Consider the following 15,716-nt stretch of genomic DNA (forward strand, 5'->3'; position numbering starts at 1 on the left):
TTGAAAACAGAAACAGAGAGATCCTGCCCAGGCTGTGTGACCACCGATGCCTGTGTGGAGCGCTGTTCGTGTGCTTATCGGGTGATGTTACCATGACGGTTCATGCAACTCAATACTCGATCTGGCGGGAGAGGACGCGGCGCTGGAGTAGCGTCAGTGCCAGGATGAGCACGAAGAGCACGATCGCGGCGGCGGCGGCCGTGCTCATGTGAAAATACTGGAAGGCCGAATCATAGATGTGCAGCACAACGGTGCGGCTGGCGTGGGCAGGGCCGCCCTGAGCCGCGATGTAGGGCAGGTCGAACGTGCGCAGTGAGGTGATCACCTCCAGAATGATAACCAGTACGAGCTGCGGATTGAGCAGCGGGAAGGTGATGTGCCTGAACTGTTGCCAGCGGCTGGCGCCATCGATAGAGGAGGCGTCGTAGTAATCGTTGGGGACGCTCTCAAGCCCGGCCACGAAGATGACCATGGCAAAGCCCAGGCGCGCCCAGACGTACATGATGGAGAGGGAGGGCAACACCTGCGCTGTGTCGTTGAGGAAACCTTGCTCCGGCAACCCCAGCGATCGCAATATGTTGTTGAGCAGACCGATCGAGGGGTTGAACATCCATTTCCAGACGAAGGCTACCGCCACCAGCGAGACGATCAAGGGCAGGAAGTAGCCTGCCTTGAAAAGGTTGCGTCCCGGGAGCCTGGTGCGGGATTGGAAGGCCAGGGCCGCGAGCAGGGCAAAGAAGACCGTCATCGGCACGCTCAGCAGGGTGAAGATCAAAGTGTTGACCAGGCTCTTGCGAAAGAGAGGGTCGGTCAATAGCTCAACGTAGCTCTGCAAACCCACGAAATCTCCGAATCCGTGGATGTTCCAGTTTCTGACGCTGAGAACGATAGTGTACGCGGCAGGGATGAAAAAGATAATGATGATGTAGATGAGAGTTGGCAGGGTGAACAGGTAGCCGCTACGGGCCTCGCGGTAGGCGGTCGTGCTGCCTGTGATCACGCCAACAATGTAATTCCTGGTGCCCCACGGCTTTTTGGAGCCAGGCGGGCCACTTTGCCCAGAGGATACGTTTCTGCCGGCATTGGCCGTGGTCATTGTGGGTTTCCGTGGTGGTTGTCTTGAGGGGTTCGTGGATCACGCATGGAGCCGGCAACCAACCTCATGCGTGATCCAACATGTGACAAGAATCAGCCGCAGGGCCCCTTATCCATGACCTTCTGCATGTCGGCAGCTGCTGCGTCCAACGCTTCTTTGGGATCTGATTTCTGAAGCAGGATCTCTTGAATCGCCTGGGCATGGCGATCACCCAGCTCCTGGTGGCGCGCATGGGTATAAAGCGCCTCAACGTAGTTCTCCGAGGCGTAGGCCAGCGCATCGTAGTCGGCGCGGGCCTGCATGTGCTCGGAGTCGGTGTTTTTGGTCCAGGCCACTGGCGAGCCGTTGAGCTTGGAGGCTTCGAGGTCGCCTTCCTGGGTGGCCACGGCCATGCGGATGAAGTCCCAGGCCGGCTCCTTCAGCGGGCTGAATTGGTTGACCATCATTGCCCAATCAACCACGCCGGTGGCGCCCATGCCCTCATCAACCTGGCGGGGGATGTGGGAGACCTTGTAATTGATGTCGGGCGCGTTGTCGGCCAGCCAGCCAACCATGAAGGACTCGCGGAAGAACATGGATGCCTGTCCGGCCGCGAATTGCTGCTCGGGTTTGCCCAGCGTGATGCTGGAGATGTTCTCGTCCACGAGCCTGCGAGCGAACTCGAGGGCCTCGACCGCTTCCGGGGAGTTTGCGACATCCGCGGCCTGGCTGTTCTCCAGGTCGTAGATACGGGCACCAAAGGCATGCAGGAAGGGGATGATCTTGCTGCCGGTGCCGGCCCCGCGGGCGTCGTCGTAGCGATGAGCGAAGCCGGAGCGGGTGACGTTTCCGGCGTCATCGCTCTGGGCAAGGATCTTGGCATATTCGTACAACTCATCCATGGTCTCCGGTGGGCCTTCGAGACCGGCCTCGGCGAAGTGATCGGTGTTGTAGAACAGCATGCTGCCCAGGCCGTTGGTGGGGCCATCGGGATAGCCGTACCAGGTGTTGTCGTACTTCATGACGTTGTGAAAGGCTGGGATGATCTCCGCTTCCGCCAGTTCGACCAGGTCGGCGGGCATGGGATCGGCCACGCCTACGCAGCCGGCCCACGGCGCCACCAGGCCGACGAAGATATCGGGGGCGTTCTCCCTGCCGGCGAATGCTGCCAGGAACTTGGCCTCGAAACCGACGAAGGGGTACTCGACCATATCGACCTCGATGTTAGGGTACTTTTCCTGGAACTCGGGGATGATGGTCTCGAAGTAATCGAAAGCGTCGTAGTGATTGTCGATCGGCTGCCAGAAGGTCAGGGTGCCGGAAAGCTCGCCCGGGGCCGCGGCCGGCTGAGCTGGAGCCTGAACTACTGGCGCAGCACAACTGCTGATGAGGGGCATGGCGACCGCAGAGCCGACCGTGAATGCGCTAATCCGGAGGAAATTGCGCCGGGTGACTGGTTTGGACATAGTGGAACTCCTTTTTTCCGTGGGAATATGCGGTGAGAGGGACTAGCCAGAAAAGCAAGGCGACGGATCGGCAGTCAGGCCCAATAGGCACCTCCTTGCGCCAGGGCGACTTGCCGCGCCCGGGCGGAGCGTAGCAAAAAAGATCCTTCCGGATCGGAGTTGAACTGCGTGGGCAATATATCGTATGTGGTATACCAGAATTATACCAGAAGGCTGGTTCGTTGTCAACACCTTTTTTCACAAATGGTCCTCCGGTCAGCATCGGATGGGGTATTTTCCGAAGCGGCGCGCGGCAGCAAGCATGGTATCCAGGTTTTTAGGCGGAACATCCATCAGCACGGAGTTCGAGGTGCTGAACACGTAGCCACCACCGGGCGCAACGGCTTTCATCAGCTTGACCACCTGGGCCTCGATCTGATCCGGTGTTCCTCGCACCAGCAGATCGCAGTCCAGGTTGCCCAGCAGGGCCAGCCGGTCGCCGTACTGTCGCTTGAAGGCGAAGATGTCCATGTTGGCGCCCGGTTCCAGGGAATGCAGGCCGTCAATGCCCACATCATCGACGAGAACCGGCAGATGGGAGCGGAGATCGCCGTCGCCATGCTTGATGTACTTCAAACCGCAGCGGTGGGTTTCGTCCACGATCCGTCTGAGATAAGGAGCGATCAGCTCGCGCAGGTGGCGCACCGAGAAAATGGGCCCGGCCTTGAATGCCCAGTCATTGCCGCCCGTGATCCCATCCACCCCGAGGTCAGCCTGAGCCCGCACCAACTGGACGATTCCTTCTGTTGTCACCTCCATATACCGGTGAACGAGTGCAGGTTCGCACACCATCGCCATAAGGAAGTCCGTGACGTGGGCGGTAGAGCCTGGGTAGCATACGTCGCCCCAGCCCAGGACAAAGATATTTTCCGCCAGCGGGTGTTCGACCGCCTGGCGGATTCCGTCCAGCGCATCTCGCAGTGGTTCGGTGCTGAGATCGATTGGACGGTCTTCCAGGACTTCGATGTAACGCCTTAACTCGTCGATGCCGCCCTGCTTGATCGAATCGTCGGCATCTGCCAGGATCTCGCTTTCATCGATATAGATGTGCCGGGACCAGAATCCGTCCGGGTGTTTGATAATCCAGGTGTCAGGATTGGGTTGCTGATAACTCACCTCCAGCAATGCGTTTGGAGCCCAGTTCCCGGAACCGAACGCAAAGGGTGTGAGGAAGTCGGTGGGGCGGACGCGCACCATGTCGAAGCCCATGTGGTCGTAGAAGGTCATGGTGTCGTCGACGATACGACTGATCACGGCGCGCCGGGCGCTGGGCCCGCTGGCGTTCGCCTCCAAAACGGCCCGGATTGTGCGACCGCCCCCCGTGGGCAGCAGGATATCCCGGTTCATGATCCGGCGTGCGACCGCGTTGTGAAAGCCCAGCTCCCAGATCGGGACGCGGTCGGCTTCCTGAAAGGAAAGTGCTAACCGGATCCTTTCCTTACCGGACAGCCCATCAGGCTTGCCGTTCTTCATGGTGTTTCTCCCAAGTCTATGTGCCTGGATTTAGCAGCCAATGCGAAATCATGCCCGGCCCCGCGTGCGCCAATCTGCCGGCGTTGCGCCGATGGCCATGCGGGCATCGAAGTAGGCTGCAATGTTTTCCATGGGCAGACCGCTGTGAAAACCGCCGCCTGTGGCGAGAGCAAAGCCTGGGATATCTTTCGCCACCGAAGTCACGACATTGACTTCCGCCTTGATATCATCAGGGGTGCCGAAAGCCAGGGTTCTGGTGCTGATGCCGCCAATCATGAACTGTCCTGGCGAACCAAAGTGTTCGATGACAGCTTCGACAGGAGTCAGAGGCGCCTCCCACATCAAGCCGTCAACGCCGGCATCGACCAGCTGCGGCAGAAAGGTGGTCATATTGCCATCGGCCACGAAGATGATCTTCTTGCCGCGTTGCCTGGCCGGTTCGAAGATCGTCGGGTAGTGGGGGAAGATGTAGTCATCGTACCAGGCCGGATTGAACATGGGCCCGGTGGCCGATGCCAGGTCGTCATGCACAAAGATGAATGGCGAGTCAGAGGCCATCGCCATCTCGGCCACGATGGCCATCGATTTTGCCACGCATGGCAAGAGGACATGGTCGTGGAACCGGTCAGGCTCCAGAGCAGCGGCCACCATGAAATTTTCCCAGCCCAGCGTCTCCACGGGCCACATGAACAGGGTCGTGTAGAGCATGGGATAGTACATGCCTGCATCGCCGACAAAGTCCTCACGTGCCGCGATATCAGCAGCTTTACAGGGGTGAGGCACGGGTGTAACCAGATCTTCGTAGCGCAGGGCCTCCGCGTCAAGGTCCCAGATCTCATCTGGGCAGTTGGCGGCATAGGTGTGGCGCATGGCCGTATCGTAGACGCCCAGATGGGCCAGGTTGTAGGGCGCACCGAGCAGGAACCGGGTCTCGCCGGCCGGCGTTGGTGCAGGAGCATTCTCCAGCGGCACCCGATTGATGATGTCGATGCCGAGGGCTTGATAGGCTCGCATGAAGCCCTCGGCCGTGTGTCGATACACATCCAGACCGGTGACCAATTCGATCAGGCCCTGGTGATTCAAAGTTTCCTTGGAAACCAGTTTACCGCCAGGTTGCCCTGCCGCCCAGGCCAATACATCCGATTTCAAGACGTTTTCTCCCGCGCAAGGTTGGGCTTGGCTGTTTTTGATTTTTCAGAAATATATGCCATTACCCCTCGGCCCTCTTCGACCGAGTCGGCCTTCATGTGCACCATCAGGCCGGCCGGCGAGAGGCCATCCATGATCTCCTCGTATTCGTCGAGGCTGAAGCCAAAGAAGACCTCGCGCGCAAGAATTAACGGCATTTTCAGTGCCTGCAATTTACGCAGGGTGGGCATGGCATCCTGTAAAGTGATCGTCTGCGAGTCGAAGTAGAAGTTCATGGCTCGCACGTTGGGCACTGAGGCCAGGGTCTCAGCCAGGTGAAGGGAGGGGATATGCAGATGCAGGGTGCCAAACGGGAAGCTTGAAATCCGCCGGAATGGTTTCAGGAAGAACTGGCGGTAGTGGGCCTCCGACATCATGCTCGACGTGTCGTCTTGCAGCCAGGGTGCGGCCTCGGGCGCCCACAGGCCGAACTGGCGCACGCCGTAGCCGCCGCGGTAGCGGGGCAGTATCTTGGCCTGGGCCCGGGCCACATGTTGCCAGAGCTGGGCAGCTTCGGCAGCCAGGCGCGTGATGGCACCTGGATCGTCGAACATGGTGTAGAACAGACCCTCGCTGCCCAGCAGCGCAATAAGGATGTCGGCGGGGCCGCGCAGATGGCTGAAGCTGACCGCATAACGGCCTTCCACGTGCTCGATGACGGTTTGCATCACGGCCATCAGTTTCCGGAACCAGGGATTGTCCGACGAGAAGTTGATGGAGGTGCGAGCCGTGGGATCCAGCGGTTGCCCGGGCCACAGGCTCTTGCCTTCGGGCACCAGCACCCGGCAGCCGGCCATAGCCTCCAGCCAGGGCACTCCCAGGAGGCATTCGGCCACGGCCACCATATCATCGCCGATCAGTTCGCGGGCCGCGGCGACCCGGTCGTATTCGGATAGCAAGGCGCCGGGATCGATGCTGTCAGGGCTGAGTTCGCCCTGCCCCATTGCCCGCGCCGTCAACTCGGTGTCCACGTAAGCATCGTAGACCACGCCGATCAGGGGCCGATCTGCCGGTTCACATGCCCAGAACGCCCGGTGGCGACGTTCGAGTTCGTTCCAGTCGCGGGTTTCGGTCATCGTCGGGACACTTCCTGATCAGTGTTTTACAGGGAGTCGTCGGCGTCGGGTTATAATCGCAAGGGCTAACTGTCTACGAGCCTGCTCTCAGCATACGCAGGGAGCGGTTGAGGGCGTTTTCGGTATGGTGAGCAAGGCTTTCTTTGGCCGTTTGGGGATCGCCGGAGTTGATGCACTGCACCAGATCAACGTGCAAGTCCAGGGTCTTATTCCAGTCATAGGCGCCGGCGTGCCAGGCCACGAACATGAATATGGGACCTAACATGGAGTCTAGCACGTTGACCAGGTGGCAGTTGTTGGCCTGGTGCCAGATCAGCCGGTGCATCTCCAGATCGCTGTGAGTGTAGGAGTCGCTATCCTTTTCGGCTACTGCTTGTTCCATCTCGGCAAGTTTGGCCAGGAGTGCGCTGCGGTTCTTGGGGTTGGTGTTTTTCGCCGCCAACTCGACGGCCAGCATCTCCAGCGTCAGGCGCACCTGGTACAGCTCTGTAACATCCCGTTCGGACAATTCGATGACGTAACGGCCATTGGGTTTGGAGATGACAAGCCCTTCCTGCTCGAGCTGCATCAGCGCATCACGAGCGGGCGCGCGGCTGATGCCCAGGAGGTCCGCCACTTCGCGCTCGACCAACTTGGTGCCGGGAGCGAAATGGCCGCCCGTGATGTAGGAGCGCAGGAGCTCGGTGGCTTGATCCTTCAGCAGTGTTCTTTCAAGACGGGGCGCAGCGCTAGGTCGGTTGTTGAGGAGTCTGGAGAGATTGTTGGAGCCGTTCATTGTGATTCACCGGCGCGAAAACGTATCGTATGTCGTATGTGGTATACCAGTATAATAACATAGGGTTCTGCTGCTGTCAATAGTTGTACCGTGAAGGCTTTCCATTTCTGGGTCGCCTGGCAGTGGGTTTCAGCACCCTGATGCGATGAGCGGCAAAAAGCCGTACCCAGGCCGAAAAACAGTATCGATGTCCTAAGTACGATCAATGGGCGATGTCTTTTTACCGCCAGTCGCGAACAGGAACAGGTTCGCTGCTGGCAAAGGATTTGACTCTAGCCGCCGCCGGTACCACCATCGATTTCAAGTTGCCCGAAAACGAGATTACCCGCATTGTCCAGAGCATCGCCGAGGGCTACGAGGAGTCCCGCGACATGGTGGTGGTGGAGAACCTGTTGGGTGTGTGCAACAGCAGCGGGGCGGCCGTGATCGAGAAGCAGGGTGTCGAAGTGGCTCTGGTGAGAAACTGAAGGAATATGGCGGTATCGGGGCGATGCTCTACTATTCGGCCGGCTGAACCGGTTGACGCTCTCGCAGCAACCACACGGCACTGCCCCACACCCAGGGCGCGTATAGGGCGAAGCTGATCAGCAGGGGAATGGTGGCAGCTTGAGGCGCGACCACCAGCAGCAGGGTGGCCAGCATGGCAATGGTCCATTCGGCAACGCCCAACCACCTCAGCCAGCGGGGGTAGTCCGCGGTGGCGAAGAGGGCGGGAAGCAGCAACAGCCCGGCAAGGGAATAGAGGCCAAAGGCGGCCACGTTGACCAGGCCATAGGCCAGCCCTTCCATCGCGCGAAAGAGGATCTGGAGCGCGGGGTCTGGGTTGGCCAGCGCCTGGGCCAGATCAGGCAGGACGACGATGTTGACCAGCACGCCCACCAGATCGACGGCGGCGGCCACCAGGGCCACACCGATGGCCAGGGCGGGCCACGGGCGTCTTCCCCCAAGATGGCGGCCGAGAGCGTAGTAACTCCAGGCAAAGCTGAGGGTCACGGCGAACCAGAAGAGCCAGCCGGCCTGCCAGCGCAGCGTGTTCTCGCCGATCCAGGCTGCGCGCAGTAGAATGTCGGGCTGGCCGCTGCTGGTGCCCGGGGCCAGGATAACGCCGGCCACAAACAGGGCCAGGAAGGTGTTGATCAGCCCGGCCAGGAAGAGACCGGCGGCGTCCAGGCGTACATCGGGAAAGCGGTCTTTACTCAGCATGTTCGGCCAGGTTTTCCACGGGGGAGCGATGGCTCAGAATGACCATCGAAAAGGCGAGCAGCACGAAGCCGGCGATGACATAGTAGAGCGTCAGCGTGCTGCCAGCATTGGGACGCAGATCACCTGGGTGCAACATGGGCAGCAGCAGAAAGAGCAGGGCAGTGGGCGGCGCCTGCCAGAACATAGGGCGCACCCGTATCCAGTCTCCGTCCCACAGGGCCCAGGCATAGGCTACGGCGTGGGTGGTGAAGAGCACACCGATCAGCCCGCCCACCAGGGGTGGCATTGTCCAGGGCCAGTACTGGTTGACCGTGTCAATGCGAAAAAGCAGGCCCAGGCCGCAGACCAGGGCGGCGATCATGGCCAGGGCAGCCAGCACTTTGGCCCCCAGGTTGAGCGGGATCCGCACGGGCAACCGACCGCCGTGGGCACGCTCCTGGGTGATGAACACATAGGGGGCCGCGAAGAAGAGGATGAGGTACATGCCCAGCCAGTAGGTCAGGTGGTACCAGGGATGGGCCAGGAAGGGTTTAAGATAAACGAAGGTCAGGAGGGTAGCCAGGATTGAGAACAGGGTGATCACAACCATGATGATGCGTACCCGGGGCCAGTTGGGCTGGAAGATACCGATGGCGACCAGCAGTAGCGCATTGCCATACATGACACCCACCAGGCGGGCATTGATGACGGGCTTGACCGTCCAGACGAAAAGGGTTTCGGTCCAATCCGGCAGGACCATCAGGATGAAGAAGGCAGGCACCGCGTTGGCCAGCAACACGGCGAAGACGAATTTCACCGATTTCGGCAGGTCGTTGGACCACCACGTTTTGAGACTCTTCATAATTCCTCCAATAATAGATATGCTGGAATGTTGGCGATGCTGAAAACCAGGGGACGAAACACTGCCCTGCGCCAGCCTCTCCGCCAACTCCCCGGCGCCAAAGGACTTCCAGGGTCTGTGGGGATCTGACGAATGTGAAGTGACTGTGTACGCTCCACAGTATAACATCTGTACAAGCATCTTACAAATCGAAGGTAGCCAGTAGTTAAGCCCATGAAGCCACCCCTGGAGTTCGGGTGACCCAGCCCCAGGCGCATGTGGAACTGGTGATTAAGGGTGATCAATAACTGTCCCATGAGCTCCCAGCCCCAGGCGCATGTGGAACTGGTGGATATGGCGGCCCGGCAGGATCTCACCTACGCGGTCGGCTTCATGAAGCGCTACGATCCCGGCATCCAGTTCGCACAGCAGGCGGTGGCGAACTTTGTGGAAAGTGGCGAGCTGGGCCCTCTCAAGATGGTGGGCGCTACCTGCTTTCTGGGCGACTGGCTGAACAACCCCGGGAAACCCATCGAAAGCGGCGAGCCGCCCCTCGTCAACGATCTGGAACCGACCTTCCCGGCTTTTCTTTCCCGAGATCAACGAGGAATCTACGACCATTTTCTGAACATCTATGCCCACAATGTCAACCTGTTGCACTTCCTGTTACCGGGTGGGCCCATGGTCTGCCGTTCGGCCCATCGCGGCGGCCAGTCCTTCCTGGTGGCCCTGCGCCACGAGGATGTGCTGGTCAGTCTCCGGGGCACCCCCAGCCACAGCCACCATTGGGAAGAGCAGACCTCGCTGGTTTTCGGGGGTGGGCGGGTGGAGATTCGCTCGGCGACTCCGTTGAATCGCCAACAGGTGGCACAGGTCAGCATCTGGCGGGAGGTGGCTGGCGTCTGGTCGGAGCAGCGGCTGTTCCCGCCGGTCGAGTGGGCCTTTCACCAGCAGGCTCAGGCTTTTGTGGCGGCCATTGTCCACGGCAGCGACCTTCCCACCAGCGGGGATCGTTGTCTGGCCGATGTGCTGCTCATGGAGGACATCTTTCGCAAGTTGCAGGAGGGGTAACCGATGAAGGAGAACCTTGGGAAGCTCGACCGCACCAGGTTCGAGAAGGCCCACGCCGATACCATGTTCGTACAGCGCATCTTCCCCGATCTTGAGCCCGATCAGATCCGGGAAAACGTGTTTGCCTATGCTCCCTGCTGGGGGATCCTCGACCCCGGCATGACCATGGAGCGACACCGCCATCCTATCCCCGAGTTCTACGTGTTTGTGCAGGGCAGCGGGCAGATGTTGTTAGGTGCGGACGTGTTCGATGTGGCCGCGGGCATGAGCGTCAACATTCCCCGGAACATGGACCACGAGGTGACCAATCCTGCCGCGGCCGTGGAGCCGCTGATCTGGGTCTCTATCGGTTTGGCGGCGTAACCCGCCTCAGTTCCCCGCTTCCTCGCCCGGCGCCCGCCACTCGTGGCGCAGTAGACCGTAGACCAGCATGTCGTGGCGTTGTCCATCGCGATGCACAAACTCTCGCATCGCGCCCTCCTTCTGAAAACCGAGGCTTTCGTAGAGGGCAATGGCTCGTTGATTATAACTGAAGACGGTGATGCCAATGCGGTGCAGGTTCAGCTCTTGAAAGGCAAAGCGCAGGATCAACGCCAGTGCCTCGCGGCCATAGCCGCGGCCCCAAGCGTCTCGGTTCCCGATGGCGATGCTGAGGGAAGCTACCCCTTGATTCCAAAGAATACCATCTAACTCGACATAACCGAGTAACCGGTCGTCGTCCAGGGTGCGGATCGCCAAGGTCATGTCCCGATCGGAAGCGCTGCTGTTTTCGATCCAGCTACGCAACTGTTTTTTGCTGCGCGGTTGGGCTGGCGTAGCGTTCAGGAGACGCAGAAAACCGGCATCCTGGTACCAATGCCATAGAAGGGGCAGATCTTCTTCGCTCAAGGCGGTCAGCCGAACCTGATCACCCTGGAGCAGATTGGTGTTTTGCATTTGAGCCGGCCGTGATTGGGCGGTCAGGTTGATGGCCTGGGCGGGTGAGGTTGCGTCCTATCTATTCATGATGCGCCGTTACCGGCGTATGCTCGTGGTAATAACCCTGAGCGTGCATGCGATTGTGCAAAGTGCGATGTGCAGACGTGAGAACCAGCCGCATGCGCTTGTAAGCCTTCTCGTCGGCGCGGGTGCCGATGGCGTCCACGTAGGCCAGCGCCCCTTCGATTTGCTCCAGGATGGTGACGGCGTCGGCTGCCGCCAACAGGGGCGATCCTTCCAGCGTGATCATGACCGGGGAGGAGTGGGCTGCGATGATTTCCGGCTGCTCGGGTTGATGGCCGCGCACCAGCAGGGCCAGCCAACCGCTTTTCTCTACCTTGAACGACCAATGTCCGGCGGCCTGGTTGGGGGAGACGGCCGCACTCTCCCGAATTTCGCCATTGACCACTAACTCCACGCGTGTCATAGGAGTGGTGACGCTGGCTACTTGCCAGGTGACATCTACTGTGCCGCCGCTGGCAGACATCCCGATGCGGCTGCCCATGGGCTGTCCATCGACAGCGAATTCCAGCAATGGCCCATAGGTGACAAAGGTTTCGGCACGGCGCACGGCCTCCATCCAGCTTTGGTAGGTGAAGGGCGTGTTTGCGGCGATGCGGGCATAGGTGCGTATGGTGCCAACGGCTGTGTTCGCCGTCATCTTGTCCGTGCCGCCCGCCAGCGGAACCAGATAGCCGCAGTTCAAATAACGATACCAATCCGATAACGAGTATGGGTCAATGCCGACGTACAACTCGCCCCATGAGGTCATTTCGATGGCGTCAATATCCCCTTCGATAATGCTGGCGGCATTTTCCAGGCGGGGATCGGGGAAGTGAGGCATGACCACCAATCCACCCTGCTTTTTGCACTGCCGCGCCCACTCCGTCAGCAAGACCGCAACCGGATCGCCCAGTGCCGACTCGTCCGGGCCGCCGCTGCACAGGGGGACGATGATGCTGCCCTGGTAGCCCAGCAGGGAGATATGCCCCAGCACATGCTGGCGATTTTCCGTGCCTACGCGCACCAGATATTCGCCGTCGCCGCCTGCTTCTTTAGACCCCCAGGTGGTCCTGCCATCGAAATCGCCCACGTTGGTCATCAACTCGCCCCACTGGCTGGCCAGCAGGTTGATGACATTCACCCCTTCAGCGCTGCCCTCCAGCAGGCTGGTGGTGGGCGAAAGGAAATGGACGTGGGTATCGGCCGTAACCCAGCCTTTTTCACGCCAGTGCAGCGCCCTTTCGATTTTGAGGGTGATGGTTTCGGTATCGGCGGTTACTTCGATGATGGTGCGTAGCGGCCGTATCTCAAACCCCTTTGATACCTCCACATACACCTGTCCCAAAGGCAGATCAATTACCGTCTCGCCAGGGATATAGGTCGAATAATGGGCTCGATCGGGCTCGGCCCGGGCGGTATGCACATAATCCACGCTATAATCCTCAAACCATGCGCTGTTGGGGATGCGGTGGCGGTCGATCGGTGCCAGGTATTCGCCCCACTCGCCATGCACGTGCAGCCTGACAGGCACAACACGGCCGTTTTCCTTTTCTACCACCCGCAGATTGACGCGCCGGCTGGCCCGTTCCACCGGTTGCAAGATGCCGTCGGCTGCACCAGCCTCGACCTGGGCCACGGCCGTCGTATGCCCGCCGCTGAGATGAAAATTGGCGTCTGGGTGTGCGGTGTATTCGATCAGGATCTCATGGTTGGAGATGAACGGCCGCCGGTTGTTGTCGGTGTCCGGCCACTCATCCTGAGGATAGACGGGGCGGGGCACGGCTGAGATAACCTGCCCCAAATCAAGTTGAATCTGCTCGAGCAAGCCGAAATCGTTTGAATCGGGCTGGAAGGTTACGCCCTCGGGCAAAGCCAAACAGGCTTTGCGGCGGGTTTGCCAGCGCAGAGGGTTGGATGAGGCGTTCCCGGCAGAAACAGCCATCACAAGCACCGGCCCCGATACCGGCTCGAAGCGAATACCGGTTATTTCCTTGCGTGGTTGCGGGTTTTGCCACGCCCACAGCCAGTTAATCCAGGACAGACTGTTGCCGGGTTGAATGGTGCGTGTTTGTGTCCGGCCCCAGCCTCCCCGGGTCTGTTCATGTGCCGCTCGCATGGGATGCGGTTTTTGATGAGCAACCGCCTGAAAACAGTTTTCGCCCCACCGTTTGCTGAACGCTCCAATTTGATGTCGACGGCGGATGGCGGCCCGTTCTTCTGTGCCGTCGGCGTAAAGCAGGATGTAATCGGCGGTGTGTTCGGCCAGTCGCCCCTGGCCGCGCATGGGGGAGATGAAACCGTGCGCGTTGGTTTCGATGGGCGGCAGGTCAGAAGTGTGCATGAAGATGAACCACTGCGCGGTCGTCGGAGCACATTCGATGGTAACGGGTCCCTCGTTCAGCAGGAGCACGCTATCAATCTCGAAAGGGATGCCCCAACTGACGCACGACCCGCTTGGCGCGTGGTCCAATGCGGCTGCCATCCCTTCGGAAATATCTGCATCGGTCAAATCGGACAGTCTGGTGTTTCCCGCAAAGGATAGGGTTGCGAACAGGGGTGAATGAGGACCATCTTGAATTTCGGGCATGGTTTTCTCCTGGTGGTCACTTCAGCGAAGAGTAACTTCCTTCGCAAAGGACCACTTACGCTTCGCCGCGGCGAAGCAGGTAATAACCGCTGGCCGCCGGAATGAGGGGCCAGCCCTGGGTCAACACATCGTTTATCTGAAGGTTGGCCTGCGTGGCCAGAAAGCTCGCGGCAACCAGGCTCGCAACGCCTGCCATAATCCATCCGCGCGAATGACTGCTTAATCCTTGCTCAACCAATATCAACGCCAGGGCCATAACCAGTAGCCAGCCGACGGGCGTACCTGCCACCGCCTGGGCGGCGATGGCGATCAGACCGACTGCCAAAAGCCCGATGCCGGTCAGCCTGCGCAGCCAGTTTCTCCAGGAACCACCGGTGGAGTCGCCAGCCTGCTTTTTGGCTCTTCGACGCCTTCCCTTGGTGATTTGCACAACGGCGAAAAGATCGCCCATCTGGCCCGGGGTCTGCAGGCTGGGCATGCCCTTCCCCCGGAGCCGGATCGCTTGACCATGTTGCGTATCGGCGGGCAAGGTCAACCAAACAGGTTGCTCCATGGTGGGCACCTGTAGCTCGCCAGAGCTGTCCACCGTGGCCTGATCGACGTTGACTTTGACCCACAGATCATCGCCCTTGCGTTCGAACCTGGGATCGGGCGTGACTTCCATATCGAGAAAAAGGTCGCCGCGGGCGCCAAACAGGCTTCGTTGTCCCTGTCCTTGCAAGCGCAAGCGAGTGCCCGTGCTGGACCCTGCAGGGATCGTCACCTCTACCCGACGGCCGTCACTGTAGCGAAGGGTGCGTGTTGTTCCCGTGAAGGCCTCTTTCAGGGAAACCTCGGTTGACATGCGGATGTCTTTGCCGCGGGGCTGCGGCGTGCGCTGTCCGGACCCTTCTTCGCTGGCCCAGAAACTGCCAAAAAGGGCGTCGAAGAAATCGGAGAAATCGCCGCCGGAAGACTTGCGTTTGGTACGGGTGCTGCCGTAGGCAGCAGCGAAGCCGCGCAGGATGTTTTCCAGATCATCGGCGTCGATGGTTTGTGTGTAGGTGCGGCGTCGACTCTGGCGACTTCGCGTCGAAGAGTCAGTCTGCTGTGCTGTTGTTCTCTGATAGCTTTGCCGGGAGGTGGACGCGCGCCCGTAGCTCTGGGAACTCGAATAGCTTCGCTGGGTCCAACGCGCATCGAAGCTATCGTAATGTCGCCGCTTTTCGGGGTCGGACAATACGGTGTACGCCTCGTTGAGTTCCTTGAATTTTTCGGTGGCAAAAGCCTTGTTATCGTTGACGTCCGGGTGGTATTGCCTGGCCAATTTGCGGTAGGCGCTCTTTATCACCTGTTCATCCGCGCTCTTTGATACCTCTAAAATCTGATAATAATCTTTGTATTCCATTTATCATCCTATCTTGCCGAACCGACCACCGAACCTGGTAACCCGTAACTGGTAATCGGTAATCCGATCCGGAACCGCGTCAAATCCCATCTGATTACCGAACCTGGTAACCCGTAACTGGTAATCGGTAACCCGATCCGGAACCGCGTCAAATCCCATCTGATTACCGAACCTGGTAACCCGTAACTGGTAATCGGTAACCCGATCCAGAACCGTGTCGAATCCCATCCGATTACCGAATAGCGAATACCGATTACCGCTTACCGTCCACCGAACCTGGTAACCCGTAACTGGTAATCGGTAACCCGATCCAGAACCGTGTCGAATCCCATCGGATTACCGAATAGCGAATACCGATTACCGCTTACCGTCCACCGAACCTGGTAACCCGTAACCGGTAATCGGTAACCCGATCCAGAACCGTGTCGAATCCCATCGGATTACCGAATACCGATTACCGCTTCAGGTCATCCGTAACTGGTAGATTAGCTCTCGCCCGATCACCTTTAGAATTATACACCATTTGTGTGAGAATTGCATTTGCGCAGCCGTCAAAGGGACACATTGGGAGCCAA

Annotated in this window: 15 protein-coding genes; 3 read left to right on the forward strand and 12 right to left on the reverse strand. The window is 59.4% G+C overall.

All coding sequences use genetic code 11. The annotated features are described in order from the left end of the window. Nucleotides 1-109 precede the first annotated feature (109 nt). The 6 genes from U9R25_02100 to U9R25_02125 all read right to left on the reverse strand — a co-directional run bounded on the left by U9R25_02100 (nucleotide 110) and on the right by U9R25_02125 (nucleotide 7,092). The gene (locus U9R25_02100) at nucleotides 110-1,096 is read right to left on the reverse strand and encodes a sugar ABC transporter permease (GenBank protein MEA3334670.1); all 987 of its coding nucleotides are present in this window, start codon (nucleotides 1,094-1,096) and stop codon (nucleotides 110-112) included. 92 nt (nucleotides 1,097-1,188) lie between these two features. Continuing rightward, the gene (locus U9R25_02105; GenBank protein MEA3334671.1) at nucleotides 1,189-2,541 is read right to left on the reverse strand and encodes an extracellular solute-binding protein; all 1,353 of its coding nucleotides are present in this window, start codon (nucleotides 2,539-2,541) and stop codon (nucleotides 1,189-1,191) included. Nucleotides 2,542-2,796: 255 nt separating this feature from the next. Then, nucleotides 2,797-4,053, reverse strand: coding sequence for a uroporphyrinogen decarboxylase family protein (locus U9R25_02110; GenBank protein MEA3334672.1), 1,257 nt, complete (start codon nucleotides 4,051-4,053; stop codon nucleotides 2,797-2,799). 48 nt (nucleotides 4,054-4,101) lie between these two features. Next, nucleotides 4,102-5,202: a uroporphyrinogen decarboxylase family protein gene (locus tag U9R25_02115; protein MEA3334673.1), complete on the reverse strand. Its 1,101-nt coding sequence runs from the start codon at nucleotides 5,200-5,202 to the stop codon at nucleotides 4,102-4,104. After that, entirely contained in the window at nucleotides 5,199-6,317 is a 1,119-nt protein-coding gene (locus U9R25_02120) for a hypothetical protein (protein MEA3334674.1), read from the reverse strand. The genes U9R25_02115 and U9R25_02120 overlap by 4 nt, the downstream gene beginning before the upstream one ends. A gap of 73 nt (nucleotides 6,318-6,390) precedes the next feature. Further along, a complete protein-coding gene (locus U9R25_02125) occupies nucleotides 6,391-7,092 on the reverse strand; it encodes a GntR family transcriptional regulator (GenBank protein MEA3334675.1) in 702 nt (233 codons plus the stop codon). Between the two features lie 266 nt (nucleotides 7,093-7,358). Between U9R25_02125 and U9R25_02130 the strand changes: the two genes are divergently transcribed. Then, on the forward strand, nucleotides 7,359-7,559 hold the full coding sequence (locus tag U9R25_02130; GenBank protein MEA3334676.1) for a hypothetical protein: 201 nt from the start codon (nucleotides 7,359-7,361) through the stop codon (nucleotides 7,557-7,559). Nucleotides 7,560-7,590: 31 nt separating this feature from the next. Here the strand turns inward: U9R25_02130 and U9R25_02135 are convergent, their stop codons facing one another. Both U9R25_02135 and U9R25_02140 read right to left on the reverse strand, forming a co-directional pair. Then, nucleotides 7,591-8,295 carry a DUF4386 family protein gene (locus tag U9R25_02135; GenBank protein ID MEA3334677.1) on the reverse strand — a complete coding sequence of 235 codons (705 nt, stop codon included), beginning with the start codon at nucleotides 8,293-8,295 and terminating at the stop codon, nucleotides 7,591-7,593. After that, the gene (locus tag U9R25_02140; GenBank protein ID MEA3334678.1) at nucleotides 8,285-9,136 is read right to left on the reverse strand and encodes a hypothetical protein; all 852 of its coding nucleotides are present in this window, start codon (nucleotides 9,134-9,136) and stop codon (nucleotides 8,285-8,287) included. The genes U9R25_02135 and U9R25_02140 overlap by 11 nt, the downstream gene beginning before the upstream one ends. Before the next feature lie 294 nt (nucleotides 9,137-9,430). Between U9R25_02140 and U9R25_02145 the strand changes: the two genes are divergently transcribed. Together U9R25_02145 and U9R25_02150 are read left to right on the forward strand one after the other, a co-directional pair. Continuing rightward, on the forward strand, nucleotides 9,431-10,186 hold the full coding sequence (locus tag U9R25_02145; GenBank protein MEA3334679.1) for a hypothetical protein: 756 nt from the start codon (nucleotides 9,431-9,433) through the stop codon (nucleotides 10,184-10,186). Between the two features lie 3 nt (nucleotides 10,187-10,189). Then, nucleotides 10,190-10,549, forward strand: a complete 360-nt coding sequence (locus tag U9R25_02150; protein MEA3334680.1) for a cupin domain-containing protein — start codon at nucleotides 10,190-10,192, stop codon at nucleotides 10,547-10,549. 6 nt (nucleotides 10,550-10,555) lie between these two features. Here U9R25_02150 and U9R25_02155 read toward each other — a convergent pair whose 3' ends face one another. The 4 genes from U9R25_02155 to U9R25_02170 form a co-directional block, all read right to left on the reverse strand. Beyond that, nucleotides 10,556-11,122, reverse strand: coding sequence for a GNAT family protein (locus tag U9R25_02155; protein MEA3334681.1), 567 nt, complete (start codon nucleotides 11,120-11,122; stop codon nucleotides 10,556-10,558). Nucleotides 11,123-11,183: 61 nt separating this feature from the next. Continuing rightward, nucleotides 11,184-13,754, reverse strand: a complete 2,571-nt coding sequence (locus U9R25_02160) for a CehA/McbA family metallohydrolase (GenBank protein MEA3334682.1) — start codon at nucleotides 13,752-13,754, stop codon at nucleotides 11,184-11,186. 55 nt (nucleotides 13,755-13,809) lie between these two features. Then, a complete protein-coding gene (locus tag U9R25_02165) occupies nucleotides 13,810-15,141 on the reverse strand; it encodes a DnaJ C-terminal domain-containing protein (protein ID MEA3334683.1) in 1,332 nt (443 codons plus the stop codon). 3 nt (nucleotides 15,142-15,144) lie between these two features. After that, a complete protein-coding gene (locus U9R25_02170; protein ID MEA3334684.1) occupies nucleotides 15,145-15,369 on the reverse strand; it encodes a hypothetical protein in 225 nt (74 codons plus the stop codon). Between the last annotated feature and the right edge of the window lie 347 nt (nucleotides 15,370-15,716).

Source organism: Chloroflexota bacterium, assembly GCA_034717495.1.
In the GTDB taxonomy this organism is placed as follows: domain Bacteria; phylum Chloroflexota; class Anaerolineae; order JAAEKA01; family JAAEKA01; genus JAYELL01.